Source organism: Bradyrhizobium sp. AZCC 2230 (genome assembly GCF_036924495.1).
Lineage (GTDB): Bacteria > Pseudomonadota > Alphaproteobacteria > Rhizobiales > Xanthobacteraceae > Bradyrhizobium > Bradyrhizobium rifense.
This window is the reverse complement of record NZ_JAZHRS010000001.1, coordinates 3,358,446-3,380,740: the sequence shown is the minus strand read 5'-3', so window position 1 is coordinate 3,380,740 and position 22,295 is coordinate 3,358,446. Positions and strand designations below refer to the sequence as shown.

The window sequence follows — 22,295 nt, the reverse complement described above, 5'->3', positions numbered from 1 at the left end:
TGAAACTTTTGAGCGCGAAATGCACCAAAGCTTGCTACTCTCCAACGTAACCCGCTGAAATCACAGCAAATGAGAGCGCCCTCCGGACGCGCCATAAACCCAAGCGGCGATACGTCGTCGCAATAAGCTTCAGACTGGGTAAGTCTCCAGCTCCGGGAGTTCTTTGCTACCACAACGCTTGAGACGCACCCCGCTGATGTGTCTGAGGTGACGGACAGCGGCTCAGATCGGGCACAACTTGCCAACATGGCCAGGCAGGCGAAGGCTGTTCTGAAGACCGAGACGCTCGAGGCCCTTGTCGATCGTGGCTACTTCAGCAGCCCGGAGATCCTCGCCTGCCACGAGGTCGGCATCACGGCAACTCTGCCCAAGCCGATGACTTCGGGCGCCAAGTAGACGGACGCTTCGGTAAGCAGGACTTTGTCTATTTGCCGGAGGAAGACGCCTATCGTTGTCCGGCAGGAGAGCGATTGCCGTATCGCTATAAATTCTCTGCGCCAACGGAGAGGCTTTGGCGCGTCTCGTCCGAGCCTTTAAAGCGGTCCAATCCACTGGGAAGCATTCGAGACGTACATAGTTCCGTACGTCCGGAAAGCAGACAATTCAAGTCCCACACCTAAAAGCGGCAAGTCAAGCACAATGACGCCCGAGCCCTTGGCTGCCTCGAGTCCTCCGTACAGCGTGTGGAGTGCATTTCTTACGTTCTGAAGTAAGCCAATAGCCGTAAAGGTGTTTCGCGCATTTAGCGCGGGCGCCACGTATTTACCGTTTTTGAAGCCATCGATGAAGTACTTGCTGTTATGGATCGATTGTAGCGCTGATTTCGATATTAGCTTTTCGGTAAGTGCGACATTGACGCCCCAGTCCCTTACGGATCTACGATGCAACTCTTCTGGAACACTGAAGCCAAAGCCGATAACAGCAACGACCCCTCCGCTGCCTCCAAGGCCCACTCCCAAGCGCCTGCTAATGATCTCGAGATCGAAGGTCTCCAAATCTCCTAAGTTCACGACGTACGCGGTAGTGCTCTCGACGCCGCCGAATATCAACTGTCCGCCAGACTTGACGCCGAAGCCCAGCCAACGCTTGAAGAATTTGCGTTCCTCCGGATCTGATTGAGGTCTCGATTCAGGCGGCGGTGGTGGCGGCGGCGGCGGCGGTGGTGGCTCCGGTTTATTCCAAACTGAGATGATGACACCGCGCCAGCTTTCGTTTTCCACCCCATCCATTTCACCTGCATACATGGCCGCGCGCTCCCCTTTCGCCACCTCAAGCGCAATTTTGAAGTCGTTGCTCACTTGCTTGCGAAGCAAATCAATTACGGCCTGCAGCCTATTTTGCGACAATTGCATGTTGAAACTGTCGCTGCCGGTACGACTCGCAAGTCCTATAATTGTAAGGCTTCCTCCGGCCTTCAATTTCGGAGCGACGACACTATTCAGCCAGTTGGAATGTTCCGACTTTATGGCGAACTTGCCGACTTCAAAGTTGAATAACTTCGCCGCAATCGTATCTGGTCCCCGCGACCCGTACTCCTGGATTTTCCCGGGTGATACCATGTTGATTATCTCCCAACGGAGAGGCCGATGCGGAAGGGGTAAAACTCAGATCGAAAGATCCTGTCGATGGGTCGCTCTGAAAGTTATGTCGGTTCATCCTCGCCCTCAGATTTTCCGTCAGCTACTTGAAGGTGCGATCGATGCCGTCGAAGTTGGTGAAAGCGAAGCCATAAGACATTCCGTGGTTTTCAGCGAATGAGCGTAGGCGGCGTTGATTTTATCGCATGTCGCGGCGAAGCCATTCGATATTGCCTATATCGCGCAAGGAACCCTGCCGAATAAACCGCAGCATGTCGCTTCTGACCCATCGGAGAAGTGGGGCGCTTCTCCACTAGCTCCCCTCACCGAGGTATGGCGGCCCCGATTTGCTCACTAAGCTTTTCGCATTTTGGCCGGCGCATCGCCACGGAATGACTTTTGCCCGCACCTCGCCTTTGAACTTCCCCGACCGCTCACGTCACTACTAGTCATAGCCGTGGTGGGAGCCGACGCTCCGTCCAGTCCTCGGCGGGGCAGGCCACACCAGCGACGGGAGAAATTGCCAAGGGACGCGCGCCGCAGCCACTGCCGCAATACACGCCGCCGGGCCCGGTGGAGCAGATGCCGAATATGGCGGCGCCGCAACTGCAGTGCTCGTCGCTTGCCAAGGTTTACAGCGCCGCCGTCTTTTCCTACCTGGCCAATGAAGTCGCGACGTCCCGCACCGAGGTCGGCCATCTCGGTGTGGACGTCAGTCTGGTTCCGCCGGCCGGCATCTGCCAATATCTCATCATCTGGGATTTCGGCGTCGACTGGCGGCATCTTAAGAACATCGCCAAGCGAGATCCGCTGTTGGCAGCGCAGCTCATCCGATTCGAGACCGACAAGTCGTTGCAGTTCCAGATCGTCGGATACAGCGACAGCACCGGCGGCGAACGGAACAACATCTTCCTGCGCACGGGCCGGGCCAAGAACGTCTTTCACCTATTCGGCCCAAGCGCCCGCTCGCGCGTCTTCGCCGTCAAGCCCGCTTCACACTACGAGTATCTGCAGGACAACACGACCGCGATGAACAGGGCCGCCAATCGAGCCGTTGTCGTCGAAATCTTCGCCGGCGGCGGGACGATCTAGCCATCTTCCACTATGCGAACGGAGGGGCGGGTGGCTCCTAGTTGGGGAAGTCGCGGAACTCCTTGACGAGATTGAACGGAATTTTCCACCCGGCGCCTCCCCCGCGCATCAGCATCTTGATGTCTTCTGTCCTGTTTTCTTTTCCGGTTTTCGGATCGGTCTCCAGCGTGTGGCCTTGGCTGTCCCAAGGTTTGCTCGCGCTCTTCGAGTAGTAGCCGAGGAAATGCCCAGCTTCGTGGGCAGACGTGTTAGGTCCGCGTGACGAACTGATGAAGGCAAGGTCCAGCGATCGAGCAAACGAGCCGTTGGCAGGGCCGCCGTTGGACCAAACCTTGTCGACGCAGAACATGGTTAGATGAGCGCCCTGGACTTTGTGTTTGACGAAGAAGCCCTTCAGCTTTTCGACGTCGATCACATCGGGAAAGATCGCGAGGCTCGCATCCTTCATGCCAGTCGCATTGGCGAGCTCCTGTTTGACGGCAGCCTGCGAGTCGTCGATGACCAGCCAGTCGCTTGGCACCCGCTCAAAGCGGATGTTGGCCTGCGGCCTCCATATGTTGTTCATCGTCAGCAATTCATCTTGCTCGTTGAAGGGCTTCTTGGCGTGAAACGCCGAAGCGCCGCCACTCCCCGGAACCATGACGTTGCGGAACGCCACCTTGATCGTGATTTCTGGCAGCACGACGACATGGAGCTTGGCTTCGATCTTCCGGCCGGCCGACCGGGCCACCACCTCGAGGCCGGGAAAGCCAATCGGCTTAATCCGGCCATTGATTTCGAAAAACCGTGCATCGCCATTGAAGGTGGCGGGAAGCGACGCCGCCCTGAGCTGCGGATCGATATCGGGTTCGGAGAAGGTGTCTCTGGCTTGCATTACGCGTCTAAGGGTATCGGCGCCATCGATCTCCTTTATCCCAAGGGCATGGGCGTTAGGGTCGACTTTGAGCTTTCTTCCGGGATCGATCAGCGCCACGATGTTGGAGCCGCCGAACGGCACCACCATGCCTGGCGGGCTGCGGCGCTCATCGATGCCGGAGCGGCGGAAAACCTCTTGAAAAGCGGCCATGTCTGGTTCTCCTGTCCTAGTTCGGTCCGTCAACGCGAAATTCGCGTATGGTGTCGGGTCCCGTCTGGGTCGTCAGGCCCGACAGGACGATCGGCAAGAGGAATTCCGCCTTGCGAGGTCCCCGCCGGTAACGTTGAGTCCATAGCACCTAGATCGCGCTTCACGCCTTTCAGCATGCTACGAATCTCATTCGTATCGACTGTATTGGCCCAGATCCGAAGCTTGTCTGCCTATGCAGTACAGGTCGCATATGTAGCTGGCGGCCCGTTCAGCAAAATGTCTTGGACTGCTTCGCGCCGAACAGGTCGTGCGTCCTGTTGATGCTCACCGTTCCCAAACACTCGAGGCCGCCGAAAAATCCCGCGGAGCGGTGATCTGGCGGTGGAGGTGGTTCCGCCTCGTCAGCCTCGCGCCTCGGCGTGGATTGGTCGCGTCCGAACTGGGACGGGTTCAAATGCCGGAATGTTCAACGAAGTTGCCGGCGGTCCAGCTCAATTCTGGTCAGAGTCACACGTTAACGGTGCCTGGGCTGAAGCGGTTTGAACCTGCCGACCGGAAAATCCGATCACCGTCCTAGTCGCCGTCCTTCTCGCGAACGACTCGAAATCCATTCGCCTGATAGCGAACATTGAAATCGTATCTAAAGCGTGCTGCTGAGCGCAGATATTTTGGGTCATTGTTAAACGAGCCGCCCCGAAGCACCCGCTCGGGACAACCCGGTTTAACCGAAGCCGATCCATCAGTGGGCGCCCCTCGATAACCCTCAGTCCAGCAATCCTCGACCCACTCTGCGGCATTACCGGCCATGTCATAAAGACCGAACGCGTTTGGCTTGAATGACCCGACCTGAATGGTGACTTTGTGCGGTTCGCTGGTGCAGCCTGCACAATTTGCTCGGTCCTTATCCACCGAACGGCCCCAAGAGTAGGTTGAGCTGGTGGCGCCTCGGGCGGCGTACTCCCATTCACTTTCCGTTGGCAGTCGGTAGGTCTTCCCGGTTTTTTGCGACAGCCATGCTGCATAGAGTTTTGCATCGTTCCAATCGACATCGGTGACGGGACGGCGGCCGCGTCCAGCTCCAGCGTCGTCCGGCCGATAGGTGCAGCCCCTGTCCATGACACAGGCGTCCCACTCATCGTATGTGACTTCGTACTTTCCGATGTAGAACGGCTTGCGGATCGACACCTGATGCACAGGGCCCTCAAAAGGGAAGACCTCAGTCGAACCCATGTTGAAATTGCCTGAAGGTATCAGCACCACTTCCGGGCATTGTGAACAGTCACGAATTGTAGACGTCGGCGGCGAAACCGGCGGCGCGGGCGTGTTGGTCACAGTCGGTGTTTGCGGCTTTGCCGGGCTGGCCAGTGCGCCCAGGCGTTGCAGGCCTGACCGCGCCTCGGAGGAATATGGACCGTTCGGATAGGCATCGAGATAGGCCTGAAAATCGGCCGCGTTGTTGCTGCTCTTGATCGTATCCCAGAAACCTTGTTCCATCGTATCCGGCGGGCTGCCTAATCTCGAGACCGCGCGCGACGCCATGTCTGTTGGTTCGTTGTGGCCTGTAACGACAAAATCAGCGGTATCGAGCGACGCTTCCCAGGGGAGTTGTTTGTTGCGGCTTTCCCTCGCGACCGCAGCCCGGGTTTGGCCAAATGCTTCCTTGAAGGTTCGACCAGGGGGCTTGGCTGCCTTCACGAACTCGTCAGCAAACAGGCTGAGCGTTCCCTTTTGATCCTCCACGACCTGCCCGGGGAGTGCGGGGTAAGCTTGAGTGATGCCCTGGATGGGACTGACGTTGGCGAGCCCAATTGCCTTGACCGATGTCTTTTGCTGCCACGGATTTCTCCTCGCCGCATCAAGGATGACGGCTGAACCTCTGGGCCGGGCAACGATCAGCGGATCGAGAATGAGATCTCCATCCACCGCGTTGGAGTGGATGTCGAGATCCGATGCAATAGTACCATCGATCGGGATGAGGAAATTGCGGCCTTCATACTGGATGGCATGACCGGCGAAGTAGACGACGGCGGTCGCACCGCGTTCCAACTTTTGGCTGAATTGTTGGATTGCCGCATCCATATCGGCATGTCGCGCATCCTGCGCATAAACCACGTCAAAACCGCCAGCCCTCAAAAGCTCAGCGATCCCTTTCGCATCTGCAACCGCCGTACGGACAGGCGACTGCTGATAAGATCCATTTCCGATAACGAGAGCAACCCTCTTGCCGGCCTGCGCAGCACTCGTATTCTGGCCCCGTGCGGCCGAGAGAAAAAAGAGTTGTGGGATGAACGCGCCAGCCACAAAGGCGCACAAAGCAACGAGCACCTTTAAAGTGCGGCCCATGCCTGACAGTTTCATACCTTCATCAGCCCTAGACCTGGATCAACGCAAATGCCCCAGACTTGGATCAGCGCAAAACTCCGGTTCATATGCACCGGCTCCTTCACCGGCGCGGTCTGCTCAGGCTGAAGCAAACGAACGGGCGCAGTGTGCAAATATGCTCGCGAGGCTAACACGCTGGCTGAGTGGAAACAAGAAGTTGCGAGATTCGGCAATTGCTCCTAGTGTCAAATCACCGGTGCCGCTCGTCAAGCCATTTGGCGGAACTCCGTCCGTGAAATTCGTTTGCACACTTTGCCTGATTGCTAGTTCCATCTGCCTGTCTCTGCTTCTTTCGTCAGAGGCTCGCGCTGACGGGCGTGTCGCGCTAGTCATAGGCAATGCGGCATATGCCAATGCCACGTTGCTTCGCAACAGCCGCAATGATGCCGACGACATCTCCGATCAATTGCGTCGCCTTGGGTTCGAGGTCATCGACGGCCGCGATCTCGATGGCCGTGGCATGCGCGCGGCATTGGCGCGCTTTGCGCAGAAACTGCGGGGTACTGATGCTGCGTTGTTCTATTATTCGGGCCATGGGCTTCAGATTGAAGGTCAGAACTACCTTGTCCCCGTCGATGCCCAAGTCGATCCCGATTCAATCGTGACATTCGACCTGGTAAAGCTTGAAGACGTTATCGAAGCGCTCGGATATACCTCGGGAACGCGACTTATGGTTCTGGATGCCTGCCGGACCAATCCGTTTGCGAAGGCTATAGCCCAACGCAGCGGCAATCGCGGCGGGGAAATCACCCGAGGGCTTGCCCGGATCGACCGAACCCAGGGCATGCTGATCGCCTATGCGACCCAGGCCAACGCGGTGGCGGCTGATGGCACCGGCCGCAACAGTCCGTTTACAAACGCTCTGGTTCGCGAGATGCAGGAACCAGGAATCGAAGTCGGCGCGCTATTCCGGCATGTCGCCGTCAGTGTCAACCGTGAGACGCGCGGACAACAAACGCCAGAGCTCTCGGTCTCCCTGCTGGGGGATTTCTATTTGAATCCCCAGGAGAGCGATCTGGACGCATGGAAGAAGATGGGACCGCTGTCTTCCGCGAGCGTTGCGACGTTGAAGGCATTTATCGCGAAGTTTCCGTCGAGCAGCCTTGTCGACGCGGCCCGCGCCCGGATCGACACCGTTGAGAATGCCAACGAGCGCGACCGACTGGTCAACGAATACAACGAGAAGGAGCGACAGCTTCGGGGTGACCTGGAACAGGCCGAAGCCGGCTTCCGAAAAGCCAGCGAGGAATTGGCGCAATTGCGTAAGCGCGACGAGGTCAGGCGGGCCGACGAGGAAAAGCGATTGAATTCGAGCGCTCCCGTGCAACCGTCCAGGCCTTCGCCTCCCGAACCTGGCGCCGCGGAGAAAGCTCGGCGCGATCAGCTCGCGAATGAAGTGGCGGCACTCGAAGCAAACAAGGCCAGATTGGCCGAGCAACGCGCCACTCTAGAGCGTGCGATGCAGGAGAAACTGTCGAAGGCGCAATCCGATCGCGAGCGCGCCGAGCAACGCCTTGCGATCGAGACTGCCCGGCTGCCACCGGTTGCAGGTGACACGCGGGCAGCCCCTGCACCGACTCGGCAGAAATCGACGTTCAGTTGCCAGGAGATTAATGCACGTGCGCAACTGGGTGACATATCGGAATCTGATCGCATTGCCCTTCGGCAATGTCGTTAGTTCATTTGAATCAAGGTTGAGCAGACATGATTGATCGCGGTCCAATCGTCACCTGCTTCGCGATCGGCTTCCTGATGACGTCCATCCAGGCGTGCTATGCGCAGGCGACGCCGCCGGCGCCTTCGCCGCCACAAGCTTCTTCGGCTCCGCCGCCACCGCCCACGCCGATCCCTTTCGACGACGCTCTGTTGCGGGCCGCCAACGATCTCTTTTCCAAGGCCACGGTGCCCGCGGGGGCGGACAAGGCCGAACTCGTCATCGATCCGTTGATTGACGCTGCGACCGGCGCGCAATCAGCTGCAACCCGCCTGATGCAGGAGCGCATCAAGGACCTCGTAGCCAAGTCATATCCCCGCTTCGCTGTGTTGCCATTTTCCAGCGAGGCCCTGAGCCGCGCTCCTGTTGTCCTGATCGGGACCTTTACAGCAATAAACAATGCCGGCGCGCCTGACGGTGTTCGAGACGCCTATAGGATATGTCTTGCATTGGCAGACCTTCGCAGCAAGAGCATCGTATCGAAGGGCGTTGCGAGGGCAAAACCCGATGGCGTTAAAGCCGACCCCACGCCGGCATTCGCCGACGCTCCGATCTGGAGCAATGATCCGGCGATTGCCGTCTACATCAAGACCTGCCAGGGGACGAAGCAGGGCGACCCGATCGATCCCCTATATGTCGAGAGGATCGCCACGTCGGCATTTGTGAGCGACGCAATCCTCGAATACGACGACAAACGCTATCGAGAGGCTCTGGCGTTCTACCGGACGGCCCGGCAAATGTCGGGCGGCGACCAGCTTCGTGTTCATTCCGGTATTTATCTTTCCAGCTGGAAGCTCAATCGCCGGACCGATGCCACCGAGGCATTTGGCAGTCTCGTCAAGTATGGCCTGGTGGCCAATAAACTGTCCGTACGGCTTCTGTTCAAGCCGGGCACGACGCAGTTCCTCGATGACCAGAATATCACCGGTCCATATCCGATGTGGCTAAGTCAGATCGCGACGCAGGCGATGCAGAGCGATTCCTGCATCGATGTCGTTGGGCACACATCAAACACCGGACCGGCGCAAGTCAATGAACGCCTGTCGGTGCTGAGGGCGCAGTTCATCAAGGATCTTCTGCAGAGTGCTTCTCCCAGCATGGCTGACCGGCTGAAGGCCGTCGGCGTCGGATCTCGAGAATCGATCGTCGGGACGGGCCGCGATGATGCGAGCGATGCGATCGACCGCCGTGTCGATTTCAACGTACACCGGTGTTGAATGCGCATTGAAGTCTCCGACGCTGCCGCGCACTCTCTGCTTTTGTCTTGTTCCGCCACGTTGGTTTTCCTTCAATCCAGGGCGCACGGTGCTCTAAATTATCGGCCTTAGGGGGTCTCTCATGGTATCGAAAGCCTTGGTCGCAATGACGACGTCCCTCCTGATTGTAGCGGGAGCGTTCGGCTCAGCGCATGCACAGCCAAAGCCCGCCGGCGGTCCTACAACGTCGCCTCCTGGTGCTGCGGTCTATTTCGTGGACATCAAGGACGGGCAGACCGTCCCGACGAAATTTACCGTTCATTTTGGTTTGAAGGGAATGGGCGTAGCGCCGGCCGGATCCGACAAGGAAAACTCCGGTCACCATCATCTTTTAATCGATACCGAGCTGCCGCCGGTGGACAGTCCCATTCCGAGCGACTTCAATCATCTGCATTTCGGTGCAGGTCAGACCGAAGCCGAAGTTACGCTCACGCCTGGAGACCACACGCTACAGCTGCTGTTGGGCGACAGGAACCATGTGCCGACGTCGCCGCCGCTGTTCTCTGATCGTATCCATGTTCATGTCGTCGATCAGGCTGCAGTCCCGTCGGCCCAAGCCACGTCGCATTCGGGACGTCACCCGTCGCCCCCGGGAGCGAAGGTCTATTTTGTCTATCCGGTGGACGGGGCGTACGTCACGCCAACGCCTGTTGTCCGTTTCGGGCTAGTCGGCATGGGCGTCGCTCCCGCCGGCTTCGAAAAAGCGAATACGGGGCACCACCATTTGCTGATCGATACCGGCCTGCCGCCATTTGATCAGCCGATCCCGAATGATTTCAACCATCTCCATTTTGGAGCCGGTCAAACCGAAGCCAAAATCAGTCTGCCGCTGGGGCGTCACACGCTGCAGCTGATCCTGGCCGACGAAAATCACATACCACACGATCCCCCGGTCTTTTCGCAGCCCATCAACGTTGTGGTGACCGCTAACGGTCGCAAGCCGCCGACGCGGAAACGTCACCGAACGTCGCACTATCATTAGACACGAGACGGATGCACGCGAGTGCGCGCAGCCCACGGCAGTGGTCTCGCGCCTCGCTTCGAGTTGGGATCGATCGCGTCAAGCGACCAACAGGCCCAGCTTGCCGACCATTGCAAGCGAGCGTTCAACGCTCTCTCGGGTTGAAAGCAACAGCGGCTCTGCCGGCTTTCCGTCCTTGTCCTTTTGTTCGATCCGGATGGTCGGGCCGAATGCTTCGGTCATGTCGGCCGTGATCTGGTCGATCGTGCGAAGGCCGTCGAGCAATTGCAGGAAATGCCGGGTCCGGTCGTCCTCCAACTGCACTGTTTGGTGGAGCAGGTTGGTGACGTGCGGACTTGTCTGCGACTGCTTGCGAGCCAGCAAGCTCGCTTGCGGGCGGTCGGTAATTTCCTTCAGCAGGAAGGGCGGCGATACCAGGAAGGAGACCTCGCCGCTGCAGGCCAGGATGTACATCGCATCCGTCAGGACCCGTTCATCATCGTCGGAGTGACGGCCATCCAGCAGCGCGCGCGCACCGTGCAGCAACTCGCCGAATGACAAGGCGCGCGGCCAGGCCCGGCCGAGGCACAGATGCGCCGCCTTCAGGAGCGGATTGGTCACCGTAATCCTGCTGCCGTCCTGGATCTCGAATTCCATTGCAGAATCGTCTGTCACACAGGCTTCGGGATCGACGGGGCTGGTCGTGCTCAAGAGGTGATATCGCCTGACGAAATCTGTGTCGATCTGCCGGTCGAGGGAAACATTGTCGTGGCAAAACAAGGTGCGCCGGAAGCCGTTGCCGTCGATGAAGTCCTGATACTGGTCGCGCGCCATGAACTCGCTTTCCGGGAAGCGCTGCAGCGTGGCACGGACCTCCTCGGAATAGCCGGCGAGATAGCGGCGCGAAAAATCGGAATCGCCGAGATACCGCAGGCCATGGCGAGCGGCGTCCTCTGCGACTTCGTGCAACAGGAAGGCGGTCGCGCCATCGTCGAGATCGTCGTGAAACAACAATTCGTCGGGAGACTTGAGAACGCGGTTGTACTGATCCCGCATGATCGCGCCGTGAACCGTGTTGGCCTTCGAGCCTTCGCTGAGGAACTTCAGGATCGCGCGAGCCTGTCCGACCTTCTCCTTCATGGCGGTGAGGCGGCGGGTGTGATACCGCATCATGTCGCGGGCCATGTCGCGGAGGTGCGAGAACGGATGCGCATTGTAACTGACATAGCAGATTCCGCGCGGCGCCAGGTTCTGCTTGAAGATCGTCATCATCTTCTCACGCACGTGCGGTGGTACCCATGAGTACACGCCGTGCGCGATGATGTAATCGAACTGTCCGAAGCTTGGATCGACATTCATGATGTCGCAATGGAGGAGCTTGATGTTGCTCAGGCCCAGTGTCGCGATATTTTTCTGGCCGCGCTCGATCGTCACGCCGCTCAGGTCGACGCCGACGAACTCGCTGTCCGGATATTGAAAGGCCATGGGCAAAAGATTGCCGCCGACGCCGCAGCCGAGTTCCAGTACTCGGCAGCGCTCGACCGGAGCAGGTTGCATGCCGTAGACGGTGGCGATCGTTGCGAGATGGTTGGGGTGGGTGAGCCCGTAGACGTGGCCGGGGTAGTAGACCTCGTCGTACCGTGTGGGGCCGGTCGTTGAAGGGCGATGCTCAGTGTGAACATTCATCGTGCTCAGTTCCACGAATATGCGAACTTGTCGTTCGCGATTGAGACGCGTGTCTGCTTGATCTCTTCCTTGGCAAGCGATTTTCTGAGGAACTCGCGCGACAGCTCCGGCAGCAATGTATTGGTGATGATGTTGTCGATCATGCGCCCGCCGGAATCCGGATCGTTGCAGCTTGACACGATGTGCTCCACGACCGCGTCGTCGTAGCTGAAGGCCGTGTTGTGATTATCGCGTAGCCGACGGCCGATGCGGTCGAGCTGCAGCCGGACGATGCCGCCGAGCATCTCGTCCGAGAGCGGGAAGTAGGGGATTGAGACGATACGCCCGAGCAATGCAGCCGGAAATACTTTCAGCAATTCCGGCCTGAGCATCTTCGCGAGCTCTTCCGGTTCGTTGCGATACTTTGGGTCGCGGGACAGCCCCATGATCAGATCGGTACCGACATTGGTCGTCAGAATGATCAAGGTGTTCTTGAAGTCGATCCGTCGTCCGTTGCCGTCCTCCATGACTCCCTTGTCGAACACCTGGAAGAAGATCTCATGGACGTCGGGATGGGCCTTCTCCACCTCGTCGAGCAGGATGACGCTGTATGGCTTGCGCCGGACCGCCTCGGTGAGGCGGCCGCCTTCTCCATAGCCGACGTAACCGGGAGGTGCTCCCTTCAGGGTCGAGACGGTGTGCGCCTCCTGGAACTCCGACATGTTGATCGTGATCATGTTCTGCTCGCCGCCGTAGAGCGTCTCGGCAAGCGCCAACGCGGTCTCGGTCTTTCCGACGCCGGATGGTCCGGCCAGCATGAAAACGCCGATCGGCTTCGACGGGTTGTCCAGCTTGGCACGGCTGGTCTCGATACGTTTGGCGATCATCGTCAGCCCGTGGGACTGGCCGACGACGCGGCGGTTGAGGATCTCCGGCAGCTTCAGCACGGTTTCGATCTCGTCCCGCATCATCCGGCCAACCGGGATGCCGGTCCAGTCGGACACGACGGACGCTACCGACTGCTGGTCCACATGGGCATAGACCATCCGTTTTTCCGGATTGATCCCCTCCAGCGTCTCGAACTTGCCGCGCAGCTCCGCTCGTTTTGCGTCTGGATCTTGATCTTCCTTGGGCTTGGACAGGATGTCACGAATGCTGCGGATGTCCTTGACGAGCTCCTGCTCCTTGGCCCAGTCGGCCTCAAGCGCGGTTAGCTTTTCTTTCAATGCGGCGATATCGCTGTCGATCGCGGCGACGCGCTCGCCGTCCTCGATGCCCAGATCGCGGTCGCTGACCAGCGCGGATTTCTCAGCTTCGCGAGCCGTGATCGCGACACGCGTGTCCTCGATCAGGGCCGGCGTTGCGCTCTGGCTGATCGCCACGCGGGCCGAAGCGGTATCGAGCAGGCTGACGGCCTTGTCCGGCAGCTGTCGGGAGGGAATGTAGCGGTGCGAGAGGTTGACGGCTGCAATGATTGCGGCATCGGAAATGCGAACGCCGTGGTGCTTTTCCATTGGGCCAAGAAGGCCACGCAGCATCACGCAACAGGTCTCGACATCCGGTTCGTCGATCTGGATCGGCTGGAAGCGTCGCGTGAGCGCCGGATCCTTCTCGATGTACTGGCGATACTCCGCCCAGGTGGTAGCGGCGATGGTGCGCAGCGTGCCACGGGCGAGTGGGGGTTTTAGGAGGTTGGCCGCATCGCCGGTGCCGGCTGCGCCGCCGGCGCCAATCAAGGTATGGGCTTCGTCGATGAACAGGATGATCGGGGTGGGTGAGCTCTGCACCTCGTCGATCACCGAGCGCAGGCGCTGTTCGAACTCGCCCTTCATCGAGGCGCCGGCCTGCATCAGGCCGATGTCGAGGGCACAGAGCCGGACATTGCGCAGCGGCGGTGGCACGTCGCCGGCGGCGATGCGTTGCGCGAATCCTTCGACCACGGCCGTCTTGCCGACGCCGGCTTCGCCGGTGAGAATCGGATTGTTTTGCCGCCGTCGCATCAGAACGTCAATCAACTGGCGGATCTCTTCGTCCCGACCCAGGATCGGGTCCATCTCGCCCGATTTGGCCTTGGCTGTGAGATCCTGCGAGAACCGGTCGAGCGGTGTCGTGCCTTTCGGACTCGCCTGATCCGCGCCGTCCGTGCCAGCGCCCACAAGACCCGAGCCGTCCATGGGCCGCATGGTCTCCTCGTCGGAGCCGGCCCAGATGGCGCGACGCTCGGCTGCCAGTGCTTCGACGTTGACCTTGGCGAATTCCTGGGAGAGGTTGTTCAGCGCGCGACGGATGTCGTTCGACTTCAGCCCAGCCACCAGCAGGTGGCCGGTGCGGATCTGGGTTTCGCCGAAAAAGAGCGTGGCGTAGTGCCAGCCGCGATCGAGGAGATCGATGACCGGATTGGCCACACCCGGCATGTCTGTTTCGTTCTTGCGAAAGCCGTTGATGGCGCCGGCAAGTTCCGACAGCAACCGCCCCCGGTCGAGCCTGTAATGGTCCACCGAGAGGCTGAGGTCTGTGCGGTCCTGCTGCAGGATATGAAACAGCCAGTGCGCAAGCTCGACGTTGCGGTTCCCGGCGCTCTTGGCATGGCGAAGAGCCTGTATGAAGGCGTCGTAGCCGGCGCGGTTCAGTTTGCCCGTTACGGCTTCAATACTGATGTCGGTCACGGCGGCCCCTCCTGCTCAATTGCTCCGCCGATGTTTGACACCTAACGGAAATTGGCGCGAATCCCATGACATTGGGACGATCCGCGCGGTCGATAGGTTCAAATCGCCGAGGCATCGGCTGCGGCGTTCCGGCGGGCTCGCAGGCGCTCCCCGAGCTGAAAGCGGGCATCGCGGCGATATTCTTCAGTGGAGGTCCAGTTCGGGGAGACCCAGGTGGTCCATCCAAGCCGTCCGCTCTGCCCTAGTCTGACGGGGACGACCTCTCCTGCTGGAATCGCGAGCTCGACCTCCCACTCCAGTTCGTCGCCGATGTAGAAGAAAACGGCGTCCGCCAGCGGCTCCGACAAGTTGCGCGCTTCGGTCGGCAGGAACTGCTCGTACTGGACAAAATTCTTGACGAAGACCCGAACCCTGATCTTGTCCTCGACGCTGAACACGCGTGAACCGAGAAGCGCGTCGCGACCGAGGCTTGCATGCGCCTCGCCGAGCCGGCTGCAGTGACTTGGGTCGAACGCAAGCCAGGTGCCGACGAATTCGTCGATCTCGACCTTGACGTCGAACAGTCCCTGCAAGAACCGCGTCAGCCGTGACGCACACTTCGCCCTGGGGGCGATCAGTCCGGCGAAGCTGAGCTTCGCCATGTCGGGTACGGTGTCCCGATTGGTGAAAGCGTTGGAGCCGAGGCCGGCAAAGGAGCCGACATAGGCGATAAAGCGATCCTCCGGGGGGCGGTCGTGCTGCGCGATCGGCCGGGCGTCGGCCCAGGCACGAAAGAAGAGCTGAAGAAACCGCCCGTTGAGCAGGTCAAGAAAGCGCGGGAAGGCGTCGTCCCGCATCAGCCACCAGCTCAGACTCTCATCGGTCGTGGCAAGTGGCAACGCACCCTGCGGACCCAGGAGGCCGAGAAACTTGACGAGTATCCTGAGCCGGCCATTCTGGTCGTCGACCGCGGCAAGATTGGAGGCGGGGAACTCGAGGTAAGGCACTTGGCCGAGATCGACGTACTCCTCGCGGCGGGCGGCGCTGTCACCGATCCGAGGTCGATCCGGATTGGCTCGCTCGAGCTGACGCAGGGTATTGAAGAAATCGAACCGCCAGGGTTCGGCCTTCATCTGGTCGATCAGCGTCACAGCGGTCTCCGCGTGCCCATGCGCGGTGGCCACCGCATGATCTCGCCACGCTCCGGCGTCGAGACGACCGTCTGGGTGAAGGTGTTGAAGCCTGAATAGTCGGCGAAGAAGCGCTCCAGCACAGCTCCGAGCAGGAACACGCCGCTCCCCTCGAACGCCTTCTCGTCAAGCGTGATAGTGATCTCCAGGCCGCGCGCGGCACCGCTGCCGGTGCGCTCCCGCACCCGTCGCACGACGGGCCGGCTTTCGATGCTGCGCACGCCCCGGATCTTGCGTTCGGTGGCGTCGTCGTACTGGTCGGCAAACAGGGACAGCATCTCGCGCAGCGCTCCGGCGTTCTTGCCGCCATTGCGCTCGACGAGGCCGAGATAGTTCAGGCTCAGCATGTTGATCAGCCGCCAACTGACGATCCCGCTGTTGGCGATTTCGCTGCGACTGCGCAACTGGGCGACCACCGGCTCGCGCGGCCGGGTTGGACCAGCAACGCACACCAGGTCGAGGGACGTATCGTCCAGCAGACGGAAGTCGGCGCCGCTCGCGCCGACCGGCAGGTGCTCAGTGAGGTGCCGATTGGAACACAGCGCCCGGACGCTGAGCTCGGCGGCAGAGTCCTGCCCGTTCAATTCGCCGGGCTCGAGCAGCGACAGGAACATGTCCGTCCCGGTGTAATCGGAAGATGAGCCGTACGTCTTCTCTTCCACCGTGCGGCGCCGGGGTAGGCGGCGGACGGTGAAGTAAAGCCCCTGGACCGATCCGCTGGTCTGGTCGACGGCTGCCGAATACAGCGGGCGCACCAGCCGCTTGTCCTTCTCCGCCGGGAAATGCGCGTAGACTTCGAGGACCTGGTGCGGCTCGTATTCGAGATAGCGACTACGATCCGGCACCACGTGATATTCGTGGGTATTCGACTTGACGGGGATTCGATCACTCGTCTTCTCGAACAGGTTGATCGCCGGCGCGGTGTAGAGCCTGAAGGTGTCGGGACGCACCGCGGCGGCGAGCCGCGAATTGTGTTCATCGAAGGCGAATACGATATCGATCGACTTGCTGCGCAGCCGCGGCATCACGCTGCGGAGTCCGGTCAGGTGGATGCCAAGGAACTTGCGCGGAAACATGAAATATTCCCGGAGCAGTTCCGAGCCGCGAAAGACGCGGTTGTCGTTCGGAAACAGCGACTCGGTTTCGTCGAAACCGATCTGCTGCACGCAGTCGTGTGGTGCGCGCGTCACCACCGGATCGCCGAAATCGTCGAGATGTCGGAAGTAGACGCCCTTGCAATTCGATATCAGTTGCTCGTAGAGCGCGATGCCGTCTGATTCCGCACCGACGAGGTAGATCGGGAGCTCGCCTACGCGGCAGCCCGCAAACCACGTTTCCGGCTTGGTCCGAGCCTCTGCATCCGGCAGTTCCTCGTCAAGCCGGGCCGCGGTACGGTGGGTCAACGATAGCCTGAGTCCGGCGATGACGTCGCCGCCGACCGGAATTCCGAGTGCCTGCAGCGCGCCCGCGGTCGAGAAGTATTCGGCGCCGGTGACGTCGAACGGCCAGAGCGTGATATCGCGGCAAAGTCGAAATCGGCAGGCGAGGCTTCGCTCTCTTTCGCGGTAGGTGGCGTCGAAGTAGGCGCCGCGCGCGAGCTTTTTGCCGTCGCGCAGCGCCGGGTCGGCATAGGGCGGTCGTGCTGCGACCAGCATGGCCGACGGGGTAGGGGCAAGATAGTTCGGAACCAGCTGTTCGAGCAGATTTGAGGTAAATTCCGGAAATTCGTGCTTGAGCTTCAACTGCACACGGGCGGCGAGAAACGCGGCGCCTTCCAGTAGCCCGGTGATCATCGGATCCGAGCGGTCCCTGATCAGGCCGCCGAGGCGTTCCGCGATGCCGGGATACTCCTCGGCGAAATCTCCAGCCTGCTCGTACAGCAGGGACAATTCGCGATTGTAGAAGTCCAGGAATTCGCGATTCATGCTAAAGTCGGTTGATCTGGATATCGCCGCTGTCGAGCTCGACGTCGGCGACGAATTCCACGGGAACGTTGAGCGGTTCGGCTTTCAGATCGGCGTGAACGATGAAGCGCAGCTTGAGCTGCTCGGGTCCGATCGAGCCTTCGCGGCGGACGCGGATTGTCTTACGATCGAGCCTTGGTTCATAGGTGAGCAGTGTGGCGCGCAGCGCGTCACTGAGCTCGTCGTCCGTGACTTCGTCGATCGAACGGTTCGCGATGTCGGGAAGGCCATAGTTCAGAATCGACGTTCGTACGCAATCCCGGCCGCTCATGTCCAGCGTCGATTCGAGAGCGATCGTATTGAGAAGCGTTTCAAGGTCATGGGAGACCTCGCGCCGGAGCAATGCCTCCGAGATCGGATGGCGTCCCGTGCTGCGCCGGCCTGCGATAATCCGTTCACCGGACTGATCGCGCAGATCGAGCTTCTTGCGCGCATCACGCGCTTCGTGCGCCGCGCGAAAGGCGAGCATCAGCGGCGGAGAGAGCCGATCCTTTTTTGGCGTAAACGTCATTCCGGTCCCCATGTCGGTCGGCGCGTATGCCGCTTCGAAGGGCGGCAATTGGCGTCCGACTTGACTTATCGTGGCCAGGCATCCGGCCCTAACCCGGGCCATTCGAAGATGTAATCCGGGATCGCGCCGCATGGCGCCGGTGTCCGCTATCGGCAACCGGCGCCAGGCGAGGGGCCGAAGATCAAGCCCATTCCTTGTTGGCAGGAACGTCCCAGCCGAAGGTCGGCGAGGCGCCGGCGGCACCCTTGTCCGTCTGGCTCTTGTAGGTCATCTTGACCTTGGCGAAGTTCAGACTCACGTTTTCGGTGAGGCGGTCTTCGCCGTGCGATCCGCCGGTCGACACGCTGGAGACCAGAACGTGCTTCATCTCGATCTTGAGATACTCCAGCGGGTTCTCGCCGGCCTTGCGGACAGTGAGGATCGCCGAATCGATGTGCTTTCCGTTCGCGCAGACCTTGAACAAATCCGGGGTGGCCTTGTCCACGAAGTGCGTGAAGTGGAGATCCTGGACGCTGACCTTGCCGGCGCCGCCTCCGGATCCGCTGTGGAATGTGCCGGTCTGGCTTTCGCCGAACGACCAGCTCAACACATCAATCTCGTCCTTGTGCTTGTCGTCCAGCGACTCGCCCTTGATGGGATCGAGTTTCAAGAAAATATCGACAGCCATAGCTTAGTCCTCTCAAAAATCTGCAATTGACAGTTGCGACGACGTGACGTCAGGAGCTCGGGCCCGGCAGGCGCGAGACGAGACTGAGGCCGACGTCCATCGCTTCAAGTTGGAAGTGTGGACGGAGAAAGAAGCGTGCGTTGTAGTATCCCGGGTTCTCCTCGTTTGCTATGACCTCGACCTTCGCTGCGGCCAGCGGCTTGCGTGCCTTCTGAGCTTCTGACGACAGGGCTGGGTTGGCATCAACGTACTCGTTGATCCAGGTTTGCAGCCAGACCGTCAGCTCATCCTTCTCCTTCATGGATCCGATCTTGTCGCGAACCATGCACTTCAGATAGTGCGCAAAGCGGGACACCGCGAACATGTAGGGCAGACGTGACGACAGGTTGTCAGACGCGGTTGCATCCACGCCTTTCTCGCCGAAATACTTCTTCGGCTTGTAGAGCGACTGCGCACCGATGAAAGCCGCCTTGTCGGTGTTCTTGCGATGGATCAGCGGGATCAGGCCCGCCTTGGCGAGTTCGTGTTCGCGACGATCGCTGATCGCGATCTCGGTCGGGCATTTCAGGTCCACGCCGCCGTCGTCGGTCGGGAACGTGTGCGTCGGCAGGTTGATGACCTCGCCGCCGGACTGAACACCGCGGATGCGGGTGCACCAGCCGAACTCCTTGAAAGCGCGGTTGATGTTGACGGCCATCGCGTAGGAGGCGTTGATCCAACCGTACTTGTCGCCGGTATGCCCGTCGGTTTCTTCCTCGAAGGCGAATTCTTCCACCGGCTCCGACTTGGCGCCGTAGGGGAGGCGACCCAGTACTCGCGGCATGCAAAGGCCGACATAGCGGGAGTCGTCCTGGTCGCGGAGGCCTTTCCAGGCCGCGTATTCCGGCGTGTCGAACACCTTGCCGATGTCGCGGGGATTGGACAGCTCGGTCCATGAATCCATGCCCATCAACGTGGGCTCGGCTCCGGCGAAGAAGGGGGCGTGCGCGGCGCCGGCGACTTTGCTGAGATCACGCATCAACTGCACGTCGGTCGGCAGATGGCTGAAATAGTAGTCGCCGATCAGGCAGCCGAACGGCTCGCCGCCTAACTGGCCGAATTCGTACTCGTAGACCTGCTTGAACAGCGGGCTCTGGTCCCAGCGGGCGTCCGGATAGAGCCGCAGGTTGCGATAGAGCTCGGTCTTGGAGACATTCATCACGCGAATCTTGAGACTGGCGTCCGTCTCCGAATTGAAGACGAGGTAATGCAGGCCGCGCCAGGCGCTTTCGATCGCCTGGAACTCGGGCGCATGAAGGATCTCGTTCATCTGCGCGGTGAGCTTCTGGTCGATCCGCGCGATCATCTCCTCAATGGTGTCGAGGACATCCGACTTGATGACGCTCGTGTCCTTCAACGCCTCCTGAACGAGCGTGGATACCGCATTCTCGACTTCGGTCGCCGCGCGTTCGGTGCGGGGCTTAAAGCTCTGCTTGAGCAGGTTCGCAAACTCGTCGGCCTCGACGGTTCCGACTTGAGTGACGGTCGCCTTTTGACCAGCTTCTTTTGCCATGGTCCCCAGTCCTTCTCTTTAGTTCTATTTCTCGGCGTCGGGTTCGGTCGGCTGGCTCGCTGCGCGTTCTTTCAGCGCGGCCATCAGCTGCGGATCGCTAAGGAGCTTCTTCAGCTGATCCTCTGCAGCCACCTTGCCGTCCATGTAGCGGAGCAGGTTGGCGAGCTGTTCGCGGGCCTCCAGCAGCTTGGCCGTGGCCGGAACCTGCCGGGCGACCGCCACAGGTGAGAAGTCGGCCATCTTGTTGAAGCGCAGGCTGACGGAAATCTTCTCGTCGGCCGCTTCGCTCAGGCGGTTGGCCACGCGGGTCGTCACCCCGGGCTGGATCGCCGCCATGCGGTTGTCGAAATTGTCCATATCGAACTCAAGGAACTTGCGCTCCTCGACCTTGCCTTTCTCGACGCCGGCGTTGTTGCCGGAAAGGTCGGAGAGGACGCCCATCACGAACGGCAACTCGATCAGCCGCTCGGCGTCGTAGGGATCTTCGTAGGTGATGTGAACGCGCGGTGCGCGGTTACGACGGATGAATTTTTGACCGCTGTCCGTAGCCATGGTTCCCCTCTCTGCGAGATCATTCAGAAGCAGGCTTGCCGCGACGCAGGTTACAAGAGCAGCTCAACTTGCGGTCGGCAGAAACTCCGTATGTCCTGTTAGTGGCGTCGAGCGAAAAGTGGGTTCAATACGATTTGTCGATTGTCTTGAGCGCGCCTTCGGGCAGGACGTCATTCAAAAGGCTGAGAAAGTCTCGCTGTGCCAGATCGCGCGCGCGGTCGACCAAAAACGGAATAGGGCTGGACGGTTCTGCGGTCCGGAAAAATGCGGCCACTTTGGCCAGCAGGCCCAAGGCCTGTGCTCTATTTTCTACAGAAAAAACAGTATCTTGAACTTCGCTCTCGATCCCGGACGAGGGTGAGGTGGCGAGCTCCGCCATCCGTTCGATGGGCAGGTCGAAGAACTTGTCTCGCCCGATATTAATCGCGGCGCTCTCAACGTGGGCGGGCACCAGCATTCGCATCACTTCGATGAAAGATTTACCGACCATCTCCTGCGCCTGACGCACCAGCAACAGGGCGGGATTGGATGGTTCCATTCGGGCGAAATAGTCCGCGGCGGCGGCAAGCGCCGCAGTGGCCTGGCCCGACGACGTCAGCGCACCGGTCGCCTCAAGGGGAGTTTGCGGGTCAGATAGTTCAGCGTCGTCTGACGGCGCAGCCACAACAGCGGTCGGGTCACGCTCCGCGACGAGACCCGCAAGCCAGGCGGCCATGCCATTAACGACGCCGGAGACCCGGTCGAGGCTGATGGGTTGCCCCGAGTTCAACTTTTCGTGCCAGATCGTCTTGATGCCTGCAATTTCGGCCGCGACTGCCGAACAACGTGCGCTTGCCGCCCTCAGAGTGTCGAGATCTGTGTCGTCAATGATGCGCTCGATGATTGCAAGATCGGGACTGTCAGCGTCGGCGTCACCGGCGGGAATTTCTCCCTTGGCAACCTGATAGGCACGGTAGTTGAGGGGGCCTTGTCTGCGATTTTCGATCAGCGGAAGGAATTGGAGGGGATTGATCACAGTCGGAAACACGTCGATCGCTTCGATCGTGACAGCGCGAAGAGCGTAGTCGCCGTCTTCGGCCCTCGGATGTACAGCTTCCCACTGCTCCCTCAGCAACGTGGTCGTCGCCTTCAGGCAATTGAGAAAGCCGTCAAGGTCCCGGTTGAGGATGGAGAACTTGGCCAGCAGCATGTTCAAACGCAGATCTCGGGTGCGCGCCAGAAGAGGTCGCGCGGCGGCAAACTGGCCGGCGATGTCGATGGCCTTCGGATCGAAACGCCCGCGCTCTCCATTGGCGTTGACGACCTCGAAATACGACATCGGCAGCAGCGATTCCGCACCTGCGAAGAAGTTGAGGTACTGAACGTCCCCACTCGCGTCGAGATCCGGTCCGCAGGGATCGTCCGCGGCTACCGGCTGGGTCAAGGAGGCGACGTCGAGCATGATCGTCCATCCACTGGGCCCCCGCCGACCCCCGTGACGTTCAAGGGAGAGCGGAGAGGG

The 22,295-nt window shown here is 60.1% G+C and carries 16 protein-coding genes and 1 pseudogene; 5 read left to right on the top strand and 12 right to left on the bottom strand.

All coding sequences use genetic code 11. The annotated features are described in order from the left end of the window. Positions 1-207: 207 nt before the first annotated feature. Positions 208-485, top strand: a pseudogene (locus V1280_RS16260) (IS5/IS1182 family transposase); the annotation flags it as partial. Between the two features lie 48 nt (positions 486-533). Here V1280_RS16260 and V1280_RS16255 read toward each other — a convergent pair. Continuing rightward, positions 534-1,559 (bottom strand): hypothetical protein, encoded by a 1,026-nt coding sequence (locus V1280_RS16255; protein WP_334525791.1) that lies wholly within the window; start codon positions 1,557-1,559, stop codon positions 534-536. A gap of 609 nt (positions 1,560-2,168) precedes the next feature. Here V1280_RS16255 and V1280_RS16250 point away from each other — a divergent pair. Continuing rightward, positions 2,169-2,669 (top strand): hypothetical protein, encoded by a 501-nt coding sequence (locus tag V1280_RS16250; RefSeq protein ID WP_334525788.1) that lies wholly within the window; start codon positions 2,169-2,171, stop codon positions 2,667-2,669. A gap of 37 nt (positions 2,670-2,706) precedes the next feature. On the opposite strand, the gene V1280_RS16245 is transcribed toward V1280_RS16250, so the two are convergent. Continuing rightward, on the bottom strand, positions 2,707-3,735 hold the full coding sequence (locus V1280_RS16245; protein ID WP_334525785.1) for a hypothetical protein: 1,029 nt from the start codon (positions 3,733-3,735) through the stop codon (positions 2,707-2,709). 573 nt (positions 3,736-4,308) lie between these two features. Beyond that, positions 4,309-6,093: an SUMF1/EgtB/PvdO family nonheme iron enzyme gene (locus tag V1280_RS16240; RefSeq protein ID WP_334525782.1), complete on the bottom strand. Its 1,785-nt coding sequence runs from the start codon at positions 6,091-6,093 to the stop codon at positions 4,309-4,311. A 256-nt stretch (positions 6,094-6,349) separates the two neighbouring features. Between V1280_RS16240 and V1280_RS16235 the strand changes: the two genes are divergently transcribed. The 3 genes from V1280_RS16235 (at position 6,350) to V1280_RS16225 (ending at position 10,069) form a co-directional block, all read left to right on the top strand. Then, on the top strand, positions 6,350-7,795 hold the full coding sequence (locus V1280_RS16235) for a caspase family protein (RefSeq protein ID WP_334525779.1): 1,446 nt from the start codon (positions 6,350-6,352) through the stop codon (positions 7,793-7,795). A 26-nt stretch (positions 7,796-7,821) separates the two neighbouring features. Then, positions 7,822-9,048, top strand: coding sequence for an OmpA family protein (locus tag V1280_RS16230; RefSeq protein ID WP_334525776.1), 1,227 nt, complete (start codon positions 7,822-7,824; stop codon positions 9,046-9,048). A gap of 121 nt (positions 9,049-9,169) precedes the next feature. After that, the gene (locus V1280_RS16225) at positions 9,170-10,069 is read left to right on the top strand and encodes a DUF4399 domain-containing protein (protein ID WP_334525773.1); all 900 of its coding nucleotides are present in this window, start codon (positions 9,170-9,172) and stop codon (positions 10,067-10,069) included. Positions 10,070-10,147: 78 nt separating this feature from the next. Here V1280_RS16225 and V1280_RS16220 read toward each other — a convergent pair whose 3' ends face one another. The 9 genes from V1280_RS16220 to V1280_RS16180 all read right to left on the bottom strand — a co-directional run bounded on the left by V1280_RS16220 (position 10,148) and on the right by V1280_RS16180 (position 22,235). Then, positions 10,148-11,734 carry a class I SAM-dependent methyltransferase gene (locus V1280_RS16220; protein ID WP_334525770.1) on the bottom strand — a complete coding sequence of 529 codons (1,587 nt, stop codon included), beginning with the start codon at positions 11,732-11,734 and terminating at the stop codon, positions 10,148-10,150. A 5-nt stretch (positions 11,735-11,739) separates the two neighbouring features. Beyond that, entirely contained in the window at positions 11,740-14,379 is a 2,640-nt protein-coding gene (gene tssH, locus V1280_RS16215; RefSeq protein WP_334525767.1) for a type VI secretion system ATPase TssH, read from the bottom strand. Between the two features lie 98 nt (positions 14,380-14,477). Further along, positions 14,478-15,542 (bottom strand): type VI secretion system baseplate subunit TssG, encoded by a 1,065-nt coding sequence (gene tssG, locus V1280_RS16210; RefSeq protein WP_334525764.1) that lies wholly within the window; start codon positions 15,540-15,542, stop codon positions 14,478-14,480. Next, positions 15,506-17,473: a type VI secretion system baseplate subunit TssF gene (gene tssF / locus V1280_RS16205; protein WP_334525761.1), complete on the bottom strand. Its 1,968-nt coding sequence runs from the start codon at positions 17,471-17,473 to the stop codon at positions 15,506-15,508. Before tssF ends, tssG begins: the two co-directional genes overlap by 37 nt. A gap of 1 nt (position 17,474) precedes the next feature. After that, positions 17,475-18,023: a type VI secretion system baseplate subunit TssE gene (gene tssE, locus V1280_RS16200; protein WP_334525758.1), complete on the bottom strand. Its 549-nt coding sequence runs from the start codon at positions 18,021-18,023 to the stop codon at positions 17,475-17,477. A gap of 181 nt (positions 18,024-18,204) precedes the next feature. Next, positions 18,205-18,690: an Hcp family type VI secretion system effector gene (locus V1280_RS16195; protein ID WP_334525755.1), complete on the bottom strand. Its 486-nt coding sequence runs from the start codon at positions 18,688-18,690 to the stop codon at positions 18,205-18,207. A gap of 49 nt (positions 18,691-18,739) precedes the next feature. Beyond that, positions 18,740-20,242, bottom strand: a complete 1,503-nt coding sequence (gene tssC, locus V1280_RS16190) for a type VI secretion system contractile sheath large subunit (RefSeq protein WP_187437324.1) — start codon at positions 20,240-20,242, stop codon at positions 18,740-18,742. A gap of 24 nt (positions 20,243-20,266) precedes the next feature. After that, the gene (gene tssB, locus V1280_RS16185; RefSeq protein WP_334525749.1) at positions 20,267-20,794 is read right to left on the bottom strand and encodes a type VI secretion system contractile sheath small subunit; all 528 of its coding nucleotides are present in this window, start codon (positions 20,792-20,794) and stop codon (positions 20,267-20,269) included. 124 nt (positions 20,795-20,918) lie between these two features. Beyond that, the gene (locus tag V1280_RS16180; protein WP_334525746.1) at positions 20,919-22,235 is read right to left on the bottom strand and encodes a type VI secretion system protein TssA; all 1,317 of its coding nucleotides are present in this window, start codon (positions 22,233-22,235) and stop codon (positions 20,919-20,921) included. Positions 22,236-22,295: the final 60 nt, after the last annotated feature.

Coding starts and splice junctions, on each gene's coding strand:
- V1280_RS16225 (WP_334525773.1), top strand. CDS start 9,170: ATGGTATCGAAAGCCTTGGTCGCAATGACGACGTCCCTCCTGATTGTA.
- V1280_RS16240 (WP_334525782.1), bottom strand. CDS start 6,093: ATGAAACTGTCAGGCATGGGCCGCACTTTAAAGGTGCTCGTTGCTTTG.
- V1280_RS16255 (WP_334525791.1), bottom strand. CDS start 1,559: ATGGTATCACCCGGGAAAATCCAGGAGTACGGGTCGCGGGGACCAGAT.
- tssB (WP_334525749.1), bottom strand. CDS start 20,794: ATGGCTACGGACAGCGGTCAAAAATTCATCCGTCGTAACCGCGCACCG.
- V1280_RS16220 (WP_334525770.1), bottom strand. CDS start 11,734: ATGAATGTTCACACTGAGCATCGCCCTTCAACGACCGGCCCCACACGG.
- V1280_RS16195 (WP_334525755.1), bottom strand. CDS start 18,690: ATGGCTGTCGATATTTTCTTGAAACTCGATCCCATCAAGGGCGAGTCG.
- tssC (WP_187437324.1), bottom strand. CDS start 20,242: ATGGCAAAAGAAGCTGGTCAAAAGGCGACCGTCACTCAAGTCGGAACC.
- tssE (WP_334525758.1), bottom strand. CDS start 18,023: ATGACGTTTACGCCAAAAAAGGATCGGCTCTCTCCGCCGCTGATGCTC.
- tssF (WP_334525761.1), bottom strand. CDS start 17,473: ATGAATCGCGAATTCCTGGACTTCTACAATCGCGAATTGTCCCTGCTG.
- V1280_RS16250 (WP_334525788.1), top strand. CDS start 2,169: ATGGCGGCGCCGCAACTGCAGTGCTCGTCGCTTGCCAAGGTTTACAGC.
- V1280_RS16245 (WP_334525785.1), bottom strand. CDS start 3,735: ATGGCCGCTTTTCAAGAGGTTTTCCGCCGCTCCGGCATCGATGAGCGC.
- V1280_RS16180 (WP_334525746.1), bottom strand. CDS start 22,235: ATGCTCGACGTCGCCTCCTTGACCCAGCCGGTAGCCGCGGACGATCCC.
- V1280_RS16230 (WP_334525776.1), top strand. CDS start 7,822: ATGATTGATCGCGGTCCAATCGTCACCTGCTTCGCGATCGGCTTCCTG.